This window comes from Streptomyces sp. NBC_00669, assembly GCF_036226785.1.
Taxonomy (GTDB): Bacteria; Actinomycetota; Actinomycetes; order Streptomycetales; family Streptomycetaceae; genus Actinacidiphila.
This window is the reverse complement of sequence record NZ_CP109018.1, coordinates 9,580,050-9,601,491: the sequence shown is the minus strand read 5'-3', so window position 1 is coordinate 9,601,491 and position 21,442 is coordinate 9,580,050. Positions and strand designations below refer to the sequence as shown.

General features: G+C 70.9%; 18 protein-coding genes and 3 pseudogenes. 8 read left to right on the top strand and 13 right to left on the bottom strand.

The features are described 5' to 3' along the window. Positions 1–403 precede the first annotated feature (403 nt). Positions 404–1,777, bottom strand: coding sequence for a cytochrome P450 (locus tag OG896_RS40370; RefSeq protein WP_329373581.1), 1,374 nt, complete (start codon positions 1,775–1,777; stop codon positions 404–406). 520 nt (positions 1,778–2,297) lie between these two features. Beyond that, the gene (locus tag OG896_RS40365) at positions 2,298–2,702 is read right to left on the bottom strand and encodes an ArsR/SmtB family transcription factor (RefSeq protein WP_329373579.1); all 405 of its coding nucleotides are present in this window, start codon (positions 2,700–2,702) and stop codon (positions 2,298–2,300) included. Between the two features lie 98 nt (positions 2,703–2,800). Between OG896_RS40365 and OG896_RS40360 the strand changes: the two genes are divergently transcribed. Next, the gene (locus OG896_RS40360; RefSeq protein ID WP_329373577.1) at positions 2,801–4,753 is read left to right on the top strand and encodes a heavy metal translocating P-type ATPase; all 1,953 of its coding nucleotides are present in this window, start codon (positions 2,801–2,803) and stop codon (positions 4,751–4,753) included. A 432-nt stretch (positions 4,754–5,185) separates the two neighbouring features. On the opposite strand, the pseudogene OG896_RS40350 reads toward OG896_RS40360, so the two are convergent. After that, positions 5,186–6,253, bottom strand: a pseudogene (locus OG896_RS40350) (hypothetical protein). Positions 6,254–6,500: 247 nt separating this feature from the next. Between OG896_RS40350 and OG896_RS40345 the strand changes: the two are divergent. Beyond that, the gene (locus tag OG896_RS40345) at positions 6,501–6,626 is read left to right on the top strand and encodes a hypothetical protein (protein ID WP_329373575.1); all 126 of its coding nucleotides are present in this window, start codon (positions 6,501–6,503) and stop codon (positions 6,624–6,626) included. Positions 6,627–6,708: 82 nt separating this feature from the next. Here OG896_RS40345 and OG896_RS40340 read toward each other — a convergent pair whose 3' ends face one another. The 5 genes and pseudogenes from OG896_RS40340 to OG896_RS40320 all read right to left on the bottom strand — a co-directional run. Then, positions 6,709–7,701, bottom strand: coding sequence for an aldo/keto reductase (locus OG896_RS40340; protein ID WP_329373573.1), 993 nt, complete (start codon positions 7,699–7,701; stop codon positions 6,709–6,711). 249 nt (positions 7,702–7,950) lie between these two features. Next, positions 7,951–8,340, bottom strand: coding sequence for a hypothetical protein (locus OG896_RS40335; protein WP_329373572.1), 390 nt, complete (start codon positions 8,338–8,340; stop codon positions 7,951–7,953). A 323-nt stretch (positions 8,341–8,663) separates the two neighbouring features. Beyond that, a complete protein-coding gene (locus OG896_RS40330) occupies positions 8,664–9,425 on the bottom strand; it encodes a maleylpyruvate isomerase family mycothiol-dependent enzyme (RefSeq protein ID WP_329373570.1) in 762 nt (253 codons plus the stop codon). A 52-nt stretch (positions 9,426–9,477) separates the two neighbouring features. Beyond that, the gene (locus OG896_RS40325) at positions 9,478–9,606 is read right to left on the bottom strand and encodes a hypothetical protein (protein WP_443057294.1); all 129 of its coding nucleotides are present in this window, start codon (positions 9,604–9,606) and stop codon (positions 9,478–9,480) included. A gap of 42 nt (positions 9,607–9,648) precedes the next feature. Continuing rightward, positions 9,649–9,810 (bottom strand): annotated as a pseudogene (locus OG896_RS40320) (IS3-like element ISAar45 family transposase); the annotation flags it as partial. A 260-nt stretch (positions 9,811–10,070) separates the two neighbouring features. Between OG896_RS40320 and OG896_RS40315 the strand changes: the two are divergent. From OG896_RS40315 to OG896_RS40300, 5 genes and pseudogenes are all read left to right on the top strand, one after another. Further along, the gene (locus tag OG896_RS40315; protein WP_329373568.1) at positions 10,071–10,574 is read left to right on the top strand and encodes an N-acetyltransferase; all 504 of its coding nucleotides are present in this window, start codon (positions 10,071–10,073) and stop codon (positions 10,572–10,574) included. Between the two features lie 28 nt (positions 10,575–10,602). After that, positions 10,603–10,806 carry a hypothetical protein gene (locus tag OG896_RS40310; protein WP_329373566.1) on the top strand — a complete coding sequence of 68 codons (204 nt, stop codon included), beginning with the start codon at positions 10,603–10,605 and terminating at the stop codon, positions 10,804–10,806. Positions 10,807–10,824: 18 nt separating this feature from the next. Next, a pseudogene (locus OG896_RS40570) lies at positions 10,825–11,079 on the top strand (Ku protein); the annotation flags it as partial. 354 nt (positions 11,080–11,433) lie between these two features. Further along, positions 11,434–11,823: a hypothetical protein gene (locus OG896_RS40305; protein WP_329373564.1), complete on the top strand. Its 390-nt coding sequence runs from the start codon at positions 11,434–11,436 to the stop codon at positions 11,821–11,823. Between the two features lie 143 nt (positions 11,824–11,966). Further along, positions 11,967–12,347, top strand: a complete 381-nt coding sequence (locus OG896_RS40300) for a hypothetical protein (RefSeq protein ID WP_329373562.1) — start codon at positions 11,967–11,969, stop codon at positions 12,345–12,347. Between the two features lie 188 nt (positions 12,348–12,535). On the opposite strand, the gene OG896_RS40295 is transcribed toward OG896_RS40300, so the two are convergent. The 5 genes from OG896_RS40295 to OG896_RS40275 form a co-directional block, all read right to left on the bottom strand. Beyond that, positions 12,536–13,021 carry a DoxX family protein gene (locus OG896_RS40295; RefSeq protein WP_329373560.1) on the bottom strand — a complete coding sequence of 162 codons (486 nt, stop codon included), beginning with the start codon at positions 13,019–13,021 and terminating at the stop codon, positions 12,536–12,538. A gap of 888 nt (positions 13,022–13,909) precedes the next feature. Beyond that, positions 13,910–14,353, bottom strand: a complete 444-nt coding sequence (locus tag OG896_RS40290; RefSeq protein WP_329373558.1) for an RbsD/FucU family protein — start codon at positions 14,351–14,353, stop codon at positions 13,910–13,912. A gap of 47 nt (positions 14,354–14,400) precedes the next feature. Beyond that, a complete protein-coding gene (locus OG896_RS40285) occupies positions 14,401–17,148 on the bottom strand; it encodes a hypothetical protein (RefSeq protein ID WP_329373556.1) in 2,748 nt (915 codons plus the stop codon). 57 nt (positions 17,149–17,205) lie between these two features. Continuing rightward, a complete protein-coding gene (locus tag OG896_RS40280; protein WP_329373555.1) occupies positions 17,206–18,795 on the bottom strand; it encodes a purine-cytosine permease family protein in 1,590 nt (529 codons plus the stop codon). Positions 18,796–18,836: 41 nt separating this feature from the next. Continuing rightward, on the bottom strand, positions 18,837–19,748 hold the full coding sequence (locus OG896_RS40275) for a PfkB family carbohydrate kinase (protein ID WP_329373554.1): 912 nt from the start codon (positions 19,746–19,748) through the stop codon (positions 18,837–18,839). Positions 19,749–19,920: 172 nt separating this feature from the next. Between OG896_RS40275 and OG896_RS40270 the strand changes: the two genes are divergently transcribed. After that, complete coding sequence (locus OG896_RS40270; protein WP_329373553.1) at positions 19,921–20,892, top strand: LacI family DNA-binding transcriptional regulator; 972 nt, start codon at positions 19,921–19,923, stop codon at positions 20,890–20,892. Positions 20,893–21,442 lie beyond the last annotated feature (550 nt).

Here is a 21,442-nt window from a genome sequence, read left to right as displayed (position 1 = left end):
CAGCGCTGCGCGCTGTGCAAACGAACCACCGCGCTACGCGCGGATGACCGCGCTACGCGCGGATGACCGCGCTACGCGCGGATGACCGCGCTACGCGCGGTGGTTGACGCCGCGCTTCGCGCGGATGACCGCGCTACGCGCGGTGGTTGACGCCTCGCTTCGCTCAGCGTGACCGCGCTTCGCGCGGTCTGTCCGGCTCCGCCGGACCATCAATCCCTCCGCTTCGCTTCAGGATTGATGGTCCGTCACCGGTCCTGCTCCGCAGGAGCGGTGACGGACTGTAGGCCCGCGCTCCGCTTGGGCCTGGCGGTGCACTCCCTAGGGGGGTGCCTCGATTTCCTTCGGTGCCAGCGCTTCGCTCCGGAACGGGAGTGGGCGTATCCGCGAGTGCGGGCTGTACCCCTCAACTGGTAGTGGATCGTGCGCTGACCCACACTCGAAATGATGCCGGGGAGAGGACAAGCCGGGCTGAGCACGTGACGGGGCCGCCGATCGGTGTCAGCTCCCACCGGCCCAGCAGGGATGCCAGGATCACGGTCGCTTCAGCCTCTCCGAATTCTTCCCCGATGCACTTGGTGGCGCCCGCGCCGAAAGGCAGGTACGAGCCGCGCGTGGCCGGCGGGCTCGCGAGCCAGCGGTCCGGCTCGAAGCGGGCGGCATCGTGGTAAAAGTCCTCCCGGCGGTGCAGGAGATAGGGGCTGATCAGCACCATACTGCCCGCTTCGAGCCGGTGGCCGCCCAGTGTGGTGTCGTGCGTCGCGGTCCGCAGCGTCAGCCAGCCCGGCGGGTATAGCCGCAGGGTCTCTTTCACGACTCGGCCGGTCAGCCCCAACTGCGGCAGATCCGCGGCGCCCGCCGCCCGCCCGCCGAGCACCGCGTCCACCTCCGCCCGCACCGCGGCGAGGACGTCCGGCCGGCCCGACAGCAGGTGGACGGCCCACACCACGGCCGATGACGTCGTCTCTCCGCCGGCCAGCAGCAGCACGGCAACCTGGTCGGAGAGCTCCTGGTACGACAGCGCGTGACCTTCCTCGTCGCGAGCAGCCAGCAATCGCGACATCAGGTCGTCCTGCCCGGTACCGAGTTCGCTGTAGCCCTCGATGAGCCGCCGGACTTGGGTCTGCCAGTGGTCGAGGGCCCGTGCGTAGCGGCGGTTGCCCGGCGTGGGCAGCCGGCCGATGCCGGGCAGTGCCGCCCGGGAGGTGAGGCCGCCGAGGAAGACGTCGAGGGCGCTCCGCAGCTCCCGTGTCTCCTGTCCGCCCAGCCTGGACGAGAACAGGGCGGTGAGTGCCACGCCAGTGGTCAGTTCGAACATGGCTTCGGTGAGGTCAAGTTCCTGGCCGTCCTGCCAGTCGGCGGTGGCCGCCGTCACCTGCTTGCGCATCACCTCGACATAGCCGCTCAAGTGTTCGTGCCGGAAGGCGGGTTGCATCACCAGTCGCTGCCGGCGGTGGTCGTGGTATCCAGCGGTGGCGAGGCCCGCGCCCATGGCCTGGCGCACTTTGTCGTAGACGGGGCCGGTGCGATCGAACCGCCGGAAGTCGGTCAACACCTCGTGAGCCACGTCCGGGTGACAGGCCACGAACGCCCGCCACGGCCCGAGTCGCACCCGCGCCAGATCCCCGTACGCCGGCAGCGACTCCAAGAATCCCAGCGGGTCCCGCCGTAGCCGCAGGAGGTGGCCGACCACCGGCCGTTTTCCTGGCACTCGCGTGAATTCCGTACCGCCATTGCCCACTGTCAGGCTCCGTTTCCGCTCGAGTCGCCCGGGGCTCATCCGTCCCCGGTCTCCCGGGGCGGCCTGGTCCTCTTCTGTCGGTTCCGGCGGCGACGGGATGCCGCTACCGGAGTCGCTGCGACCGGAGCATAACCATGCCAGTAGGGGCAGTTGCGCCGCCGTCACCACGCGGTGGTGGCTCAGGGCGCGGTGGTGAGAGTCGCCGGTTGGGTGGTGGGGTGTGCGTGCGTCAAATATTGATGTGCGCTAGCCTCTGGACCCAGGTTCTGCACCCGGTGCATGTGCGGGTTTCCGCTTCGCCCGGGATGGGGCGGCTCAGGGCAGTGGTGGTGGACATGGAACCGCTTCCGCATCAGATCGAGGCATCCGATGCGGCGGTGCGGAGACTCGAATTGCAGCCGGGGCAGGAAATTCCTGTGCAGGGGCTTCGGACTCGGGTCATTGCGGCGACTGGTGAGAACTCTCGAATCTGAGACAGCGTCACTCACCATGAGATAACGCCCTCACGACAGCGTCCGCCCACCCGGTCTCCCACAACCGTTGAGGTGACCGATCCGGGTCAGCTCGCTGTGGGTGCCGGTGTGGTTCGCGGTTCATCGGCGAGCGCGGGGGTGTCGTTAACGCCCAGGCGGAGGTGTTCGACGTGGTAGAGGGCCTGGTCGAGGAGTTCCGCGACGTGGTTGTCGTAGAGGGCGTAGACGATGGAGCGGCCCTGGCGGGTGCCGGTGACCAGGCCGAGGTTGCGCAGCAGCCGGAGCTGGTGGGAGCAGGCGGACTGCTCCATGTCGACCGCCGCCGCCAGTTCGGTGGCGGGCAGGGGGCCCTCGCGCAGGCGGGCGAGGATCAGCAGCCGCGACGGCGTAGCCAGGGCCTGGAGGGTGGCGGCGACTTTCGGTGCGTTCTGCGCGGTGAGCGCGGCCTGCGGCACAGCGCTGTCGGTCGGGGTGTTCGCTCCGTGGCCCATGGGAACCATTGTACGGAAATGAACGAATGAATGACTGTTCATGTTTTCCTGTACGGTGAAGGCGTCGGACAACTCTCCTGAGAAGGGCTTGCCTCGCCATGTCCACCACCGTGACCAAGCCCGCGCCGGCTACCTCCGCCGGTATGCCGCCGCGGCGGCGTACCCGGGTGCTGGCGCTGCCGGAGGCCCGCTGGGCGCTGGCGGCGCTGGTGCTGTTCCTGGGTGCTCTGCCGCTGAACCTGCTGGGTGCCTCGGTGTGGTCGTGGGGTCCGCTGTTCGCCGCCGCCTATGTCTCCGGCGGCTGGGAACCTGGCTGGGCCGGGCTGAAGGCGCTGCGGGAGCGGACGCTGGACGTGGATCTGCTGATGGTGGTGGCCGCGATCGGCGCCGCGGCGATCGGCCAGGTGCTGGACGGGGCGCTGCTGATCGTCATCTTCGCCACCTCCGGGGCGCTGGAGGCGCTGGCGACCGCCCGTACAGCGGACTCGGTGCGCGGCCTGCTCGATCTCGCGCCGGCGACCGCGACGCGGATCAGCGATGGGGAAGATGAGGAGACGGTGGCCGCCGACCGACTCACGGTCGGCGACACCATCCTGGTGCGGCCCGGGGAGCGGGTCGGCGCCGACGGCCGGGTCCTGGACGGAGCGAGCGAGGTGGACCAGGCCACCATCACCGGCGAACCGCTGCCCGTGGCCAAGAGGTACGGGGACGAAGTCTTCGCCGGCACCCTGAACGGCACCGGTGCGCTGCGCGTCAAGGTCGAACGTGACCCGTCGGACTCGGTGATCGCCCGGATCGTGAAGATGGTCGAGGAAGCCTCCGAGACCAAGGCGCCCACGCAGTTGTTCATCGAGAAGGTCGAGCAGCGCTACAGCCTGGGCATGGTCGCCGCCACCATCGCACTGTTCGCCCTGCCGCTGGCTCTGGGCGCCGCGTTGCAGCCGACACTGCTGCGCGCGATGACGTTCATGATCGTCGCCTCGCCGTGCGCGGTGGTCCTGGCCACGATGCCGCCGCTGCTGTCCGCGATCGCCAACGCCGGACGCCACGGCGTGCTGGTGAAGTCCGCGGTCGTCATGGAGCAGCTCGGGCAGATCGACGCCGTTGCGCTGGACAAGACCGGCACCCTGACCGAGGGCGCCCCCCGCGTCACCGAGGTCCGCCCACTTCCCGGCTCGGACCTGGACGGCGACACCGTGCTGCGCCTGGCGGCAGCGGCGGAGCACCCCAGCGAGCACCCGCTGGCCCGCGCCGTCGTGGACGCCACCCGCACCCGCGGCCTGGACATCCCCGTAGCCATCGGCTTCACCTCCACCCCTGGAACCGGCGTCACCGCCACCGTCGAAGGCCGCACGGTTTCGGTGGGCAGTCCCGCCCGCCTGCTCGACACCGCGGAGAACAAGCCCGCAGCGGTAGCCGCCGCCGAGCTGGAGAGCGAGGGCCGAACCGCGGTCCTGGTGTTCGTCGACGGCATCCCGGCCGGAGTGCTGGGCATCGCCGACACGCTCCGCCCCGAGGCCGCCGCCACCGTCACCGCGCTGACCGCACTGACCGGGAGCAGCCCGATCCTGGTCACCGGCGACAACCCGCGCGCCGCCGCCCGCCTGGCCGCCGACGTCGGCATCACCGACGTCCGCGCCGGACTGCTGCCGCAGGACAAGGTCAGCGCCGTTCGGGAACTGCACGACGCAGGGCGGAAGGTGCTGGTGGTCGGGGACGGTGTCAACGACGCCCCGGCGCTCGCCACCGCCCACACCGGCATCGCGATGGGCCGCGCCGGATCGGACCTGGCCCTGGAGACCGCCGACGCCGTCGTCGTCCGCGACGAACTGGGCACCATCCCCACCGTCGTGGGCCTGTCACGCGCCGCCCGCCGCCTGGTCGTGCAGAACCTGGTCATCGCCGCAGCGTTCATCACCGGCCTGGTCGTCTGGGACCTGGCCGGCCACCTGCCGCTCCCGCTGGGTGTCGCCGGCCACGAGGGCTCCACCGTCGTCGTCGGCCTCAACGGCCTGCGCCTGCTCGCCGACCGCGCCTGGCAGCGCGCCTGAGCTGTCTCTGGTCGACGTGCCGACCATGCCGAATGTTCGGGGTCCCCGCACTGCCGCCGGCAGCCGTGACCAGGCGCTTGACCACGGCCCGCAGTCGGTCGGCCGTGACCGCCGCGGCGTCGTCGGCGGGCCCCGGCCGGACCACGTCCAAAACCTGCGTCCACGAGGTGCGGTCCGGGGGGAAGCGCGGCGACGAACGAGTACGGCCGGCCCGGCACCGCATGCTCCGATGAGCGGCCGTTGCGGCCGTGAACGAGGCAGAACAGCCGTTCCGGCGAGCAGGCAGCATCCGAACGCGGCCACGGCGAGACGTGCACAGTGAGCGCGAGCCGGGCCGGGCAGGACGCCTTCTCCGGCGGGCATCGCTCAGCTGGAGAACGCGTACCGGCCCCTGTCGGCCGGCCACGGAGGGGCGTGTGACCGACCGACCGTTCACTGGATCAGGTCAGTGTGCGGATGCTCGGGGGAGGCCGGGCAGACGTAGATCTGCATGTTGTCCGCGCTGCCTACTTCCACCTCTGTCGGCTGCGCGGGGTCCTGGCCCGCGTAGTGAGAGGCAGCCGCGGCGGCCCGGTCTTCCTGCGGCGCCCAGCTGGGGCCTTGGTCGCCGTCCCACTCCCAGGAGGCGATCGTCAGCAGTGGGACCATCTGCGCCTCGCACACAGCGCAGTAGCAACGGTACGGGTCGGTGCGGCCCCACGGGGGCCAGCCGCCGACCTTCCAGCCGGGTGCGTTGCCCAGATGGGTGGAATAGAACTCGCGCGGATCGTCGGCGTAGGAACTGTCGATGTCGGCCGGCTGCCACCTGTTCCAGTCATCCAGGATGAGCTGCAGCTCCGGGCTCAGGTCCAGGCTGTTGGGGTACTCGGTGATCTTTTCCGGTGCCAGTACGCATGGCTCCGGCACGTACCCCGGAAAGTCCGCCTCGTACGGTTCCGGTGGTGTGGCGAGTATGTCGCCGACCTCTGCGGCCGATCGCCAGAACAGTGCGGTCGAGGGCTTGTTGTCCGGTTCGTGCTCGTACGGGCACCAGAGAATCTGGAGCAGATCAGCCTGCCCGGGCGGCTGCAACAGCGGTATGTCACGCAGGAAGAGCTGAGCCACCGGCAGCATCGGGACCGGGCATTCGGCGGGCCCGGGAGGTCCGGCGTCGGAGCGTTCCGCGAGCCACGCGGCATTGCGCTCTTTGAGTGCCTCCTCCTCGGGCGTCAGCGTGGCAGCGGGGCCATCGGGGCGTCACCGGTGTTGCAGGCGTCTTTGGAGCCGCACTTCGGTCGGCGACTTGCGGAATCCCGTGTCCACGTGCAGATGCGCGTCCTCGCAGTGAGGCCATGGCTCCTCGGCCGGCCATAGCAACGGCCCGCCGACCGAGCTGTCCCTGACCGAAGGCGATCCCGGGCGCGGATGCAGCCGCACCGCAGGCCGCGCCAGAGAAGCCAGTTCAGGAAAGACCGCGCTCACATCCACAGGCCGTGGCGGAGTAGTACGTATGAAAACCATGCCGTTGATCTTGTCACCAGCCACCGACAGTCCCCTGCCGTCTCGACCCGCGCCGGCGTTCGACTGGCTACGACGCTCACAGTCCCGTCCCGATGACAACGGGCAAACCTACGGGGTCTCCGGGACGTTGAGGATCAGGTGGGAACCTGTTTTCAAGCCCAGCCCGTATTGATCTCCGCTTGGAGTGACGTGCGGTGATGGCTGTCAGGTCGCCGGGAGAGTTCGGGGCGGTGTAACGGGAAGGCCCTTGGGCGCGGACGGGTACCGGGCGCTGGTCTCCTACGGCGGGATCGCTCCGGGCTCCGGCAACCGGGGCGCGATCCTGGCCGTCGAGCAGGACGGGCAGCGCGGGGCGGACCCCGGCTGGTCGTGACCGGCGAGGTCACCGGTGGGTGCGACGTCGACGACGTCCACGACGTCGTCGAGCCGGACGTCGTGCGCGTCGAGCCCACCGGCTAACCCCGAGCGACCTCAGCAGTGTGCGCGGGGGTGTAGCGCTCGCCCGTCACCTGGTCGCTCAGCGGGTCCAGCGCGGCCAGCGCCTCGGCGTCCAGGGTGAGCTCCAGCGCGGCCGCGTTCTGCTCCAGCCGGGCCGGGCTGCGGGTGCCCGGAATGGTCGCCACCGCCACCCCGAGCCGCTCGGCCTGGGCGTGCACCCACGCCAGCGCCACCTGGGCGGGTGTGGCACCCAGCCGGTCGGCCACCTCACGCACGGTCTGCGCGATCTTCTCGTTGGCCTCGCCCGCCTCGCCGGCGAAGCGGGGGTTGGTGCGCCGGAAGTCCTTCTCGCCCAGCGCGGAGCGGTCCAGGGCGCCGGTCAGGAACCCCCGCCCCAGCGGCGAGTACGGCACCAGCCCGACCCCCAGCTCGGCCATCACCGGGGTGACCGCCTCGACGTCGCGGGTCCACAGCGAGTACTCGCTCTGCACCGCGGTGATCGGGTGCACCGCGTGCGCCCGGCGCAGCAGCTCGCCGTCGACCTCGGACAGGCCCAGATGGCGGACCTTGCCCGCCTCGACCAGCTCGGCCATCGCCCCGACGGTCTCCTCGATCTCCACGTCCTGGGGCGGGCGGTGGGCGTAGTACAGGTCGATCACCTCGACGCCCAGCCGCAGCAGCGAGGCGTCGCAGGCGCGCAGCACGTAGTCCCGGGCACCGCGGATGCGGCGTGCCCGGTCGCCGGCGCTGCGGTCGATGCCGAACTTGGTGGCGAGCTGCACCTGGTCCCGGCGGCCGTGGATGGCCCGGCCCACCAGCACCTCGTTGTGTCCGGTGCCGTAGGCGTCGGCGGTGTCCAGGAACGTGATGCCCAGTTCCAGGGCCCGGTCGATGGTGGCCAGGCCGCCGTCCCAGTCGGCGGCGCCGTAGCTCTCGCTCATCCCCATGCACCCCAGGCCCATCGCGCTGACGGTGAGACCGGGCGAGCCGAGCGTGGTTCGGGTGATCATGCGCGGATACTCCTCCTGCCCGGCGGACCGGGCGGTACCTTGAGGGCTGACGGACGCTTCCGACGCTAGGACTTGGAGCGCGCTCGAAGTCAAGCCGGAGGAGCGGCTCCCGCCGGCGGGTCAGGTCCCCTGGATGATCAGGTCCGTGGGATGCCTGCGGAGGGTGGGGGAGTGGGCGGCGGACGAAGCCACCGCGAGACGGTCAGGCGGCGGGCCGGCGGCCCTGGTTGTCGAGGTGGCGGCGGGCGGTCAGGCGTCAGGGTCGACTTCGGGGTGCGTGAACCGCACGGGCTTGCCCAGCGAGCGGGCGTAGGCGATTTCGGCTCGGGTGCTGTCTCCGATGTAGGCGCCGACGACGAGCACCTCGTCAGCGAGCCGGATCTTCGCCCGGTGCAGCTCGTCGAGTCGAGCCTTCAGCGCCTCGGCCTCGACAGGATCGGACCAGAGTTCGTGCGGCGACTTCAAGTCACAGCCAGGTTTGACGACGATCTTTCCGGCTTTGGTCTCCCGCAGATCGGCCTCGTTCATCTCGGTCATGAAGCGGGTGGAGCCGCAGATCGCGACGATACGCGGGATGCTCAACAGCTGCTTCGCGTCGGCGAGCTTCTCCTCGGGGGTGAGCGGTTCCGGGTACGACACTGGTTCCTCCTGGTGGTGTCCTGAGTGCCCGGCCTCTCAGCCGCGCTTCCGTGTCGGGGCCGGGCGAGCCTGCCGGAAGCTGGTTGGCTCTTGAGGTGAACATCCTCTGGAGGGTGCCCCGTTGGGCGGCTTGGAGATCGCGCTTCGACCGGCGAGCACCGACCAGCGACCGGCGCCAGCGTTCAGGGGCGGGGTGGCCCCTCCACCAGGCCGCGCTGCTCCAGGCCCAGGAGTGTCAGCCCCATCGCCCGCGGGGAGATCCCCTCGGCCCTGGCCGGGGAACCCACCGTGGACGCCGCGGCACGACTCGCGGTATCGACTGGCTACTCCTCGGGCTCCCAGGCGATCAGCTGCTCGAACACCTGCTGGTCGCCGTCGATCTTCAGGTCGCTCAGCGTGAGGCGGCCCCAGACGAAGAGGAGCAGCTGCTCGGCCGTGCCCGTGGCCGAAGCGGACGCGGGTGCGGCGTCGTCCGTGAGGGGTGCAGGCCAGGCGCCGGTTCCGTCCAGGGTGAGGAGCCAGGAGCGGCCCTCGGTGGCGTGGTAGTGGATGGTGGCGGCCTGGTGCGGCCAGGCCGCCGGGGTGGAGTTGCAGGTGTCGAGAAACTCCGCCACGCCGTCGATCGCGACGTCCGCCGGCATCGGCTGCACGGCGCCTGCGGCGAGTTGGGCGTCGTAGGTGTGCACCAGCACCTCGTGCACCCGGCGCCGGGCAACGCCCCAGGCATTCGCCGGTGACACGCCGGCGCTCCACCACGCCCAGCACTCGCGCTTCGGGCCGGCCTCGCGCAGCGCACTCAGCAGCAGCTCGTTCGACTCGGCGTACCAGGCGAGCAGCGCATCAAGCTCGCGCGGCGCCTCCGGGGCGTCCTTGGCCGGCGGAGCATCGGCCGGGCCCGCGGCGACGATCGCGGCCCACCAGCGCTGGCCCGTACCCAGGTGCTGCACCAGATCGAACAACGTCCACTCGGGGCAGGACGGCACCGGCGCGTCAAGGCTGGGCGCGGCGGCAACCGCACTCCGGAACGCGGCCGACCGCTCGTCGATCAGTTGCAGCAACGCGGAATACTCAAGACTCTCTGTCACATCGCATACCTATCAACCCAGATCAGCCGGCCACACCCCATTTTCCATGCTGTCAGCTGCGGGAGTTGAGAGCAGGAACACCCCGTTCCCGTCGGTCCTCCCCCGGGTCTGCGGGTCCGCGGCGCACGGTACGGCGATACGGGGTCACTCCGCCCAGTTCCAGAGCCGAGCACAGCTCCACCCGGTCCGTCCCCGCCTCACAGGCGATCCGGGCGGCGCCGGCGAGGACGTTCTTCTGCAGCAGGCTGAAGAAGGACTCCAAGGCCGCGTTGTCGCCTGCCGCCCCGACCCGCACTGTCGAGCTGACGATCCGGTGCCGGTCCAGCGCCCGGACGAACTTACGGGAACGAAATGGCGATCCGCGATCGTCGTGCGCGGGCGGTCCGCCTTCCTGACGCTGCCACGCTTCGTGGCGAACACGCTCCACCAGCGGTTGTCCCGGCAGATCCGCCACGCGGTCACTCCAGGTTCCCCGTGACCAGGGGCAGCCTCAGAGGCCGTTGCCATACCGATCAAGGAGGCTGTCGATCGATCGGGGGTCTCGATCGGGTGATCGCGGGCGCTGCCCGGCTTGAGAGCGGGGCCTGGCGGTATACGGGGAAATCCAGGGGAGCGGACGGCCGCGCGCTGCTACGGTCGGGCGCTATGAGCTGGCTCCCCGATGACTTCGTCCATCCCGTCCTGGTACCGCTGCCGGGCAGCGGTCATCACCTGCGGCCGATCCGGGAGGCGGACACCCCGCTCGACTATCCGGCTGTGATGGGTTCGCGCGAGCGGCTGTGGACCATCTTCGGCCCAGCCTGGGGCTGGCCCGCGGCGACCATGACCTATGAGGCCGACCAGGCCGACCTGTTGCGGCACGAGAAGGAGATCGCCGCACACCAGTCCTTCAACTACGCGCTGCTCGACGCGGCGGAGACAGCTCTGCTCGGCTGCGTCTACATCGACCCACCGGAGAGGGTCGGCGCGGACGGCGAGATCTCCTGGTGGGTGGTGGACGAGCTGGTGGGCAGCAAGGTCGAGCAGGCCCTCGACGAGTTGGTGCCGCAGTGGATCGCCGCCGACTGGCCGTTCGAGCAGCCGCGCTTCCTCGGCCGCGAGATCCCCTGGTCGGACTGGCTCGCCCTGCCGGAGCACCCCGACGCGTAAGTAGCTTTTGTCGTCAGGCTCCAGGCACTTGGTGCTCGATCGCGCCGAGCTCCGGCGGCCGACCGCCGCCTCCGGTAGGAGCGTCGGCGGTCGCGGTCCTCGGCGCGGCGACGGCCTTGCCCGGCGTCTACTCGCCTTCGCCGAGCCCCGCGTCCCGCTGTCCGCTGCCGCCCGCAAGGTCATCGACATCGTCGGCTTCGTCGACGCCGGCGATGTGGATCTGCTGCTGTAGGACCGCGGCTACTACGCCGCCCCCGACGGCCCGGCCGCCATACGGCCGTACGCCCTGCTGGGCGAAGCCCTCGCACGCGCCGGCGCCTTCGGCGCGGCCAAGCCGGCGGCGCGCACCCGCGAGCGCCTGGCCGTGCCGCGGCCGCGGCGCGGTGTCCTGGTCGTACAGGCGCTGCGGTGGTCACAGGAGATCCGCGACCCTGCCGACGTCGACATCACCGAGCTTCACCATGACCACGGAGCTGCCCGAGCCGTAGCCGGGCCGTCGACCTGATGCAGGCCGTCGCAACGAACGTAGTCGCCGGGTCCGTTCGGGTGAGGTGCCCCCACCGAACATGGGTCGTCCGCCACCGGCCCCGCCCCGGGGAACGCCAACCCACCTCGATCGAGGGCGGCTTGGGCCTCGCGGGCGGCGGGCGGTGGGGATTTTCCGCACCGGGAAAGTCTCTTGTCCGACTTGTTCACCGGCAACCAGAGTGACCGGTGCTCGCGGAACCTCCGGCAGTTGCCGCGTCCCTCGGACGCGGAGGTGACGGCCGGCCGGCGTGTCCTGGCGAAGGCAGCGCTTGACCCCAGGCGGCCGGCCGGCCGTTGTCCGCGGGCATCCCTACTACCAGCGGAGACCCACATGTCACTGCTCGGCCTCAGGCGCTCGCGCGCGGCGATCGCCGTCACCGCTCTCGCCCTACCGGTGTCCCTCGGCCTGTTCACCTCGCCGGCCCACGCCGCGTCGGGCTGCTGGGACGCCGGTTTCAGGAACAGCGGGTACGAGGCGTACTACTGCAACAACAAGGCGAACACGCCGCTGTGGAACAGCGAGTTCACGGCGGTCGTCGGCCACCTCACCACCACGACGTCGTGGTTCGCGTGCCGCATCGACTACGGGCCCTCCAACGGAGAAGGCAGTCCCCACCCCAACCGCTGGCTCTGGACCCTGGGCGACAACAGCAACGAGGCCTGGGGCTACGCCGACGACCGGAACATCTCCAGCGAGACGAACCCCGTACATGCCTGCTGACCGCCGACGCCCAGCGGGGCGGGCGCCCGGTCCCCCGTCAGGGCTACGCCGCCCGCGGCCCGGGCTGCTTACGTAGCGAGCCGCATCAGAAGGCGAACTGACCGCATGGGAACGAAAACGAACCGATCAGAGGGAGACGAGACATGAGGGTCCGTAAGCGTGCACTGGCAACGATCGTCGGCTTGCTGATGGTCGCCGGGGGAACGACGTTGGCAATCGCGCCCACGGCAAGCGCCACGAACTGCAAGGGATCGTGGTCCCCCACCGCCAATGGGGAGGGGAAGGCCCTGATGAATGCGAACCGCAATCTGAAACTGGGTCCATACGGTGACTGCACCAACGCCTTGTCGGTGGATCACGTCGTGTTCTGGCTCTGGTGCTACTACGACAACACGGTCGGAAACGAGTGGTGGTACGGCCGCGTGAACGGAATCAACGCCATGGGCTGGTTCTCCGCCGACGATCTCCAGATTCAGGGCTACGACGACAACGGGGACGGCTACGTGGAGTATCAAGTCTGCTGAGGGGTCGGCCTCTGCTGATCTCCGGCGGGCATCGAACAAGGACGTGGCCGGCGAGGTGGGTTGGGCACCGCACGCGGTGGGCCGGATGGGCCGCCCGCGCTGCCGAACGCGGCGCCAGGGGACGGGATGGGCAAAGGTCCCGCCCCGCCCCCTGGCGTATTTCCCGTCATATGATCGAGTTCAGCTGATCAGTTGTCGGCGCTCACGGGTACCGGCTCGCCGGCGCCCTTCTCCTGCGGCAGGCCGGCTATCGGACGGGTGCCGGAGGTGAAGCGGCCGAGCAAGCCCTCCAGCGAGAAGGCGCCAGCGCCGAGGACGGCGATGAGCAGGAAAGCCCAGCAGAACATGGCCGCGGGCTCGCCGTGGTTCTGGATGGGCAGCAGAGCGTTGCGCTGGTGAACGTCGAAGTACGCGTACGCCATCGAGCCGGAGCACGCCAGCGCGGCAATCCTGGTGCCGAGGCCGAGCACCACCAGGACGCCGCCGACCAGTTCGATGGCGGAGGCCCACCAGCCCGGCCACGCGAACGCGGCAGGGCCGGGGCCGCCGCCCTCCGGCCCGCCGAGCACACCGAACAGTGTCGCTACTCCGTGGCAGGCGAACAGCATCCCGACGACCATCCTGAATAAACCGATGACCACGGGACGCACCCGTTCCAGATCCAGCGGTTTCATGTGGCTCCTCATGTAAGGCATCCCCCGTTGGGGGACGGGAGTGGGGGGTTGCAGAGGACGCCGGAAGTTACCGGTGAGCGACCGCACCCGCGCAAGAACGCGTTTCCGGCCAGTTTTCGCGCGCCCGGCCCCCTAATCGGCCAGAAACCGCAGTGCGCCTGTCCCTCGGCGCTGCGCCGAGCACCGGGCGGTCGCGACCGGGAACCGTCGGTCGGAAGAGCGGCCATGTCCAAGGGACCACGGCGACACCGCCGCACCGGCCGGGTTCGGCCGCGCCGCTGGGACCCGGCAGGTCATCCGCGCGGGCCGGTCCGGTGTCCGCCACGCGTGAGCGGTGCCGGATGAAGAGGCAGCTCTCCGGCCCGGCCAGGGTCGGCCGGCACCGCACGGACGGTCCGATCGGGCCCCACCGGAACGATCGAAGAGCCGGTCCGCTTCGGCCCCGAGCGCGGTCCAGCCCGCATCGTGCACCGCGGCGACCGCCACGCCATCCCCGGCCTCACCCGCCCGCCACCACCGACCGGGCCCGCGCCATCCCCGAGCGCGGCAACGCGACAACGCCCCACCCCGCGGGCCGTTGCGCAGCCCCGCCCGGGGATACTTCTGGGGTCACTCCTGGGGTCGTTTCCGGGGTTGGGGTCACTTCTGGGGTCGCTCCGGCCTCTCCCCCGGCGCTGGGTGCTTCTGCGGCAGAGCCCGTTCGGCAAGGGCCCGGCGAACGCCGACCGCTCCTGCCGGACCTCCGCCAGGACGAAGCCGGGCGCCGGGTCGTGGTGCACAGGGACGTACCGGCCCCGGTCGCGTCACCAGTCGTGAGGCAGCCCCCGCCCAGGGGGCGTCGGTGGTCTCCGGCTCCCGACGGGCGAGCGGCCGCCCGGAGGTCACGGGTCACTGCGGTGTGAACTCGGGAAGGACGCCCTTGGCGAGTACGAAGCAGCCGTACGGCCTGTCTTCACCGGTGATGACGACGGCGAATGCGGCGCGGGCCCGTTCGTAGAACGCCTGGCGCTCGAGTGCTTCGACCGCGACGGCCCGGCCCGCCGCCTCGTCGGCGACGGCGAGGAACTGTGTTTGCACCGCCGGCCGGCTGTCGGCGTCTCCGACCACCCGCATCCGCGCGATGGGTTCGGCGACGAACGTGTCGAGCGGCAGGAGCCCGAGTACGGCCCGGCCCGCTGAGACGACGTCGGCACCGTCGAGACGGATCACGCGGTCGTTCACGGAGTGAGCGGGGAAGTTCCGGTCGACGAGCGCGATCGTGTCCCCGTGGCCCATGCGGGCGAGCGCGAAGAGCAACTCCGGGGTGAGGAGCGGGTCGAGCCCCTTGAGCATGATGGGCAGCCTTCTGTCGTGGTACCGGTCGGTGGTCAGTGTTCGGGTCAGTGTTCGGTGTCGGGAAGCGGCGGCGCGGCCCGGTGGCGCAGCACGGGCGGAGCGAGCAGTCCGCACGGCTCGGGTGCGGCGCGTAGGCCGGTGCCGGCGTAGTAGCGGTTGGCCGCCGACGGGGTGAGCCGGATACGCAGTTCGTTCGAGCCTGCTCGCAGGTGGCCGGCGGGGATCGTGAAGCGGTAGGGCGACCAGGCGCGTTCAGCGACCCTCGTTCCGTTCACGGACAGGGCGGCCCCTCCGGCGACGGCCGGGAGCGTCAGTTCCACCTCGGTCGGCGTGTCGAGCGTGAACTGCCGTACGTAGTCGGCGGCGCCCGCGAACGTCGAAAGGCCCTGGCGTTCCCAGCCGCGGGTGACCGCGATCTCGCGGCGCGTGCCGGCCTGCTCGTGGGCGTCGTCCGGGATCTCCAGGAGCCATTCGGCCCCGAGCACCTGCGGCCCCGACCACTCAGCACGGCCCTGGTGTCCCGGCTCGTCGACGGCCGGCGTCGGGCCGCACCAGGGTTCCGCGTCGGAGCGCACGCGCAGCAGGCGCAGGGCATTCGGCTCCAGCCGCCATACGACGGTGCCCTCGGCGGACCCGAGGCCGCGCACCGTCCCGTCAGCGGGCATCCACTCCTCGAGTTGCCAGGTCCCTTCGGGCAGCACGAGTTCCATGGTCGCCTCGGCTTCGGCTCCGGGTTCGACGAAGCACGCGAACCTGAACACGCCGGGTGACTCCTGCCCGCCGCGCCGGCGCACCGCCGACCTGTCCGGTGTGCGCACCTCGGGCACGCTCCCGTCGTACGGGGCGAGTCCGTGCAGCACCTCGCTGCCGGGGACCGCGGCGAACACCTCCACGGCCGGGGCGAGTTCCGCCCAGTCCGCCGCGGCGGTCTGCGGTCCGTGCTGGTAGACGGTGGGCGTCGTGCCGCTGGCGAGCACCCGTATCCCCGCTTCGGCGATGCGGCGGACCTGGCGCAGCACCGCGGCGGAGCGCAGCGTGGTCACGGCGGGCAGCACGAGCGCCCGGTACCGCCTCTCGCCGAAGCGGACCGCGCCCTCTTCCACGACGGCGGCTTCGAGGTCGCGTTCGTCGACGAGGTGGAAGCCGACGCCGGCTTCGGTGAGCGACCGCGCCCATTCGCCCGTCGCGGAGGCCTGCATGCCGAGCTGCCCCGCCGTCCACACCGTGCGCAACGGATAGAGGAGCGCTGCGTCGGCCCTGGGGGTCACCGGTTCCAGGAACTCGCTCAGACGGGCGCTTTCGAGCGCGAACCGCGGATGGTGATCGGCGAACCAGGGCTCGAAGTTGATCCCCGGTGGGAAGTCGAAGCGGGGATTGCTCAGCGATTCGTGGTCCGCGCCGTGACCGTGGGTCTGGTAGAACCCGTGGAAGATCATCTGCCGCATGCCTTGCAGATGGTGGTTGATCGCGGTGGTGCGCAGCTCCTGCAGGCTCAGCCCCCAGTGGCCCGACCACGGTGCGCCGCCTTGGGGCGGGGTCAGGAAGTACTGCTCGACCATCGTGCCGCTGCGGCCGTGGTGGCGGGCGACCGAGTCGCCGAACACCGGGCTGAGTTGCGTGAGGGCGTCCTGGGCGTCCACCGCCGTCAGGTCCCGGTATCCGTCCACGCCGAAGTGGTCGAGCCCGAAGTTCACGCGCAGGTCCCAGTCGGTGAACGCGGTGTCCAGCCGCCACCCGCCGACGTGCCCGAGCACCTCGTGTCCGGACTGGCGCAGACCGTGGGCGTGGCTCCAGGCACGGAGCCGGCCGAGGAAGGTCTCCATCGCGTAGGTGCTGAAGTGCTCGTAGAACTGGGCGCGAAGGGCCAGCCGTTCCGGATCGTCGCCTTCGAGTACCGCGGCGAGCACCTGAGGCGTGTGCTCGCCCCACCGTTCCCGGATCGAGGTGGCCAGGCGTGCGTGGAACGGCATTGCCGAGCGCAGATCGCCGGTGCGCGCCTCCCAGTCGTAGTACACGGCATGCGGCTGGTCGAAGAACATGTAGGCGACGGTGCTGCCGAAGAACTCGCCCAGAGCGTCGGCGAACGGCTGGTAGCCGGCCTCGATGAAGCGGTCGACGGCGACCGGATCGACCGGGTTGACCAGCCGGGAGGTGGCGCACCGGGCCGAGACGAACACGATCACCTCGGCTCCGTCCGGCACGGGTCCGGTGAGGTGGACGCGGCACCCGTCGGCATCGCCCTCCGTACGGTCGACGAGATCCGGCCGTTCGGAGACCTCGCCCCGCGGCGATGCCGTGACGAGCACGTACTCGGTCCGCCAGTCGGCCCAGGCGACCGCACCGCCCTCGTAGTGCCACCGCATCGCGGCCGGGCCCAGGTTCTCGGTCGCCGACCGGATCTTCCCGAGCGTCCCCCCGCTCTTTCCCGCGCCGATCCGCATCCAGAACAGGTGCCGCTCGCGCAGCTCGTCATGGCCGTCCACCGCGCGGCCCGCGGCGTGGCCGGTCTGCCAGTTGTAGTCGTCGTAGATGCCCACGATCATGCCGAGTTCCGCGGCTGTCTCGACGGCGCACCGGCAGGCGGCGAGGTAGTCCTCGTCCAGGTAGCCGGCGATCGGGTACGACAGGCGTGCCTGCACCTGGAAGCTGAGGATTCCGGCGTCGTGCATCTGCCGCACCTGGGCGCGGATCGTGTCCTTGTCGGGCAGGTGGTGCCAGAACCAGTAGGTGGCGGGAGAGTGCCACGGGTCGGGCTTCTGGAACCGCTCCAGTGCGGTCTGGCGTGCGGACACGGATGTCAGCTCCTCGGGTGGCGGCGGGGCGCTGTGGGCCCGCCGCCACCGGGTCGGTCAGTGTTCGGTCAGGTCGGCCGCGCCATGGCCGACGATGTCGCGGGAGGGCACCGCCGTCCCGGCGGTGCCGCGCGCGGCGCCGGAGTCGGAGTCGGTGTCGGTGTCGGTCGCGAGCGAGTGATCGGGCCTCGGGTCCAGGTGGAGCCCGAAGGTCAGCAACGCGTAGAGCCCCGCGCCGATCACCATGGCGATGACGATCCCGAGCCCGCTCGCGCCGAACACGCCGTCACGCGCACTCTGCGTGAGCAGGAATCCGGTGATCTTCGCGAAGTTCGGATCGGAACTGGTGACCAGGCCCAGACCCAGGAAGGTGGCGACGACCAGGCTGGCGATCGCCGTCCATCGCCCGTTGCGCCCGCCATGGCCACGCGGGTTGGCCATGGCGGTGTTCCAGCCCAGCCGGCGCTGCCGGACGAAGTCGACGAGTTGGATCGCGCCCATGCTTCCCATCATCACGGCGATGAGCGACAGGAACGACTGGAAGGTCGCGAGGAACGAGGTGGAGACGAACTCCAGGTAGAACGCGCCGGCCGCGATGATCGTCGCGTTGATCGCGGTGGTGGCGGAGCGGCGCAGCGGAACGCCGACCGACATCAGCGCGAGACCCGAGCTGTACATGCCGGTGATGGCCGCCGAGACCAGCGAGATGACGATCACGATGGAGAACGGAACGAAGAACCACATCGGCAGCAGCGCGGTCAGGGCCCCGATGGGATCGGCGGCGGCGGCGTTGCCGAGTTTCGGGTCCCCGCCGACCAGCAGCGCCCCGACGACGAGCATGATGACAACCGGCGTGGCCAGTCCGGCGACCGTCCATCCGATCACCCCGCGTGCCCTGCTCTCGCGCGGAAGATAGCGGGCGAAGTCGCCGCCGTAGTTCAGGAAGCCCAGGCCGACGAGCGTCATCGCCATGATGATGCCGCCGACGAACTCCAGCGCGCCGCCCGCGTGGGCCTCGCCGAGGTGCGACCACTCGATCTTGGGCAGCACGAACCCGAGGAACGCGAGGGTCATGACACCGGTCACCCACGAGATCCACACTTCGAGCTTCATGATCAGCTGGTGTCCGAGCACGGCGACCGTCATGGTCACCGCGAGCACGATCACGAACCACAGCGCCAGTGCGGGGGTGGTGCTCGAACCGTCGGACTTCGCGAACGCCGACGGCCACAGCTTCGCGAACAGATGAGCGCCGGTGTCGGACGCGAGGGTGATGATCGTCACCTTCCAGCCCATATTGGACAGGTAGGCGAAGAACGCGGGAATCCTGTTGCCCTTGATGCCGAAGGCGAAGCGTGTCTGCGTGAGCGTGGGCAGTCCCGTGCGGGGCCCGCCGACCGCGAGGATGCCGACGAGGGCGGCCGAGACGAGATACCCGATGGTTCCCGCGACGATCGTCTGCCAGACGTTCAGGCCGAGGCCGAAGACGAAGATTCCGTAGCTGACGCCGAGGATCGATATGTTCCAGGCGAACCACACGGGGAACAGGCCGCGGGGCTTCCCGCGGCGTTCGGAGTCGGGGACGGGGTTGACGCCGTTCGCCTCGACGGTGGTACCTCGTCGTCCCTGCTGAGCGACATTGCTCATGGACGTGCCTTTCGGTGGAGCTGCGCGGGCGCAGGGGTGGATCAGTTTCGGGACATCGCCGGTTCGCCGGCCATGAGCGCGTCGACGGTCTCCGCGCTCAACGCGGCCCCGCGGGCGCCGGGTGCGGTCACGGCGAGCGCGGCCGCGGCACATGCGCGCTCGGCCGCCGCGCCGAGGTCCTGACCTGCGGCGAGACCGGCGGCGAGCGCGCCGAGGAATGCGTCACCGGCGCCGACCGTGTCGATGGCGTCGACGCGGAACGCGGGCACGTGGGTGATGGCGCCCCGCTCGGAGACGACGGCGCCGCCGCGGCCGAGTGTGACGACGCAGTCGCCGAGGGCGCCGCGGTCGAGGATAGCGGCGACCGCTTCGGGGGTGGGCGGGGTCGGGCCGAGGCCGAGCAGGTCGGTGAGTTCCCCGGCGTTGAGCACGAGGACGTCGACGAGCGCCAGCAGCTCGCGGTCGAGCACGCGCGCAGGCGACGGATTGAGCAGCACACGCGCCCGGCCGGCATAGGCGCGAACGGTGGCCTCCACCACCGGGGCGGGCACTTCGTGGTTGGTCACCACCACGGCCGGCGGCTCCGTGCTCGTCGCGAGAGCGCGGACGTGCTCGGCTCGCAGCAGGTCGTTGGCACCCGCGTCGACGACGATGCAGTTGTCGTTCGGGCCGACCAGCAGGACCGCGGCCCCCGTCACGGTCTCCTCGTGCCGGAGGACCGGAGCGAGATCGACGCCCGCGGCGGCGAGGTCGGCCAGGGCGGGACCGGCGTCGCGCCCGACGCTGGCGAGCAGGGCCACCTGCGCGCCGAGGCGGCGGGCGGCGAGCGCCTGGTTCGCGCCCTTCCCGCCTCCGGCCTGGAAACTCCCGCTCGCGCGGACCGTCTCGCCCTCGCGCGGCAGGCGCTCGAGCCGGTAGCCGAGGTCGAGGTTGACGGAACCGACGACCAGCACTTCCCCACTGCCCGCCGAGCGGCCATCCGCCCGGCGCTCTGGTGGGGTATGCGGTAGATTCTCCTCTGGGAAATGCATTTCCAAAGGTAAACACGGAGCGCTCTCCCTCGTCAACAGTCACTGGCTGTGACCTCCCTGCTAGCATCGATCAGCCGGAACCGGAGGGATCAGGATGGGCGCACGGGTGAGCTTGAAGGACGTGGCTGCCCGCGCCGAGGTGTCGGTCACGACCGCGAGCCGGGTGCTCTCGGGCGTACAGCGCAACGTCGACCCGGAGCTCGCCGAACGCGTGCGCGTCGCGTGCGAGGTGCTGGGCTACAAGGTCAACGCGGCGGCCCGAGCGCTGCGGGTCCAGTCCATGGATGCGATCGCTCTGGTGGTGCCGGCCGTCGCGAACGCGTACTTCGCCGAACTGGTCTCGGCCTACTCACGCCGTCTCGGCCACCTGGGCAAGCGTCTGGTGACCATCGACACCGACGAGAGCCCGGAGATCGAACAGCGCCAGCTCGCCGGCATGGACCGCGTGCTCGTCGACGCGGTGCTCATCGTGCCCGCGGCCTACGAGCGCAGCGGCGCGGCGATAGCCGAACTCTCCCGCTCCGGCCGGGTCGTGCAGGTCGACCGCCGCGCGCGCGGCGTCGAGGCGCCGTCGGTGCGGCTCGACAACACCGCGGGGGTGCGCATACTCGTCGACCATCTGCGCTCGCGTGGGCGCCGCCGCATTCTGATGGTCGACGCCCAGGAGGACTCGTCCTCCAGCATCGAGCGCACCTCGGCGTTCCGCGCACTGGCGGGACCGGGAGACCGGGTGCTGGAGATGCCGAGTTTCACGGTCGCGAGCGGCATCGAGGCGGCCAAGCGCCTGCTCGCGGACCCCCATGAGCCCGACGCGATCATCTGCACGGCCGACGTGGTCGCGCTCGGACTGCTCACAGCGCTCCAGCACGCAGGCAAGCGCGTGCCTGACGACTACGCGATCGCGACCTTCGACGGAACCTTCGTCTCCGCGACGGCCGCACCGGGGTTGACCACGCTCGGCTCCGTCGCCGAAGGCATGGTCGAGGCATCCCTCACGCTCCTCGAAGGCGGCGGGGGCGACGTCGTGTTGACGCCGGAACTCGTGATACGCGGCTCGAGCGGCTGAGCCGCGATCCGCTGAGAGCGCGATGGCGCTCCGCAGCCGGGCGCCGGGGCCCTCGAAACATCCGCCAGGACCCTGTGCGCAGGGCAGGTCCAGGGCGGCGACGGAACTCGCGTCGCAGCGGGGCCGGCGCACCTGTGGCCGGGGCGTCAGCACGGCATCGACCGGCAGAGCGTGGCCTCACCGTGTGAGGCGAGCACTGGCTGGGCCGCCACGAGGCGCCGGAGGCCGAACTAGATGCCGTGCGGGCGGCCCGAGCCCGGTGCCCGCGGTACGGGTCACGGCCGGCGACAGCTCGCGTGGGCCCGGATGCGGGCCCGTGCCCGGGTGGGGGCCCGTGCCCGGGTGCGGGCCCGTGCCCGGCCGGTCACCTGGCGGCGGGCGGCGCGCCGGTCGCGGTCCTGCGCCATCCCCACCCGACCGGCGCCGCGGGAGTCGCGGACGACGTCGCCGCCGTTCCCCGTGAGACGCAGGGGCGGACCCGCTGCTGGACGAGCGCTACGACCAGCGCCCGCGCGGACAACAGGTGGGTGCCGGAACTGGCCGGCTGGGG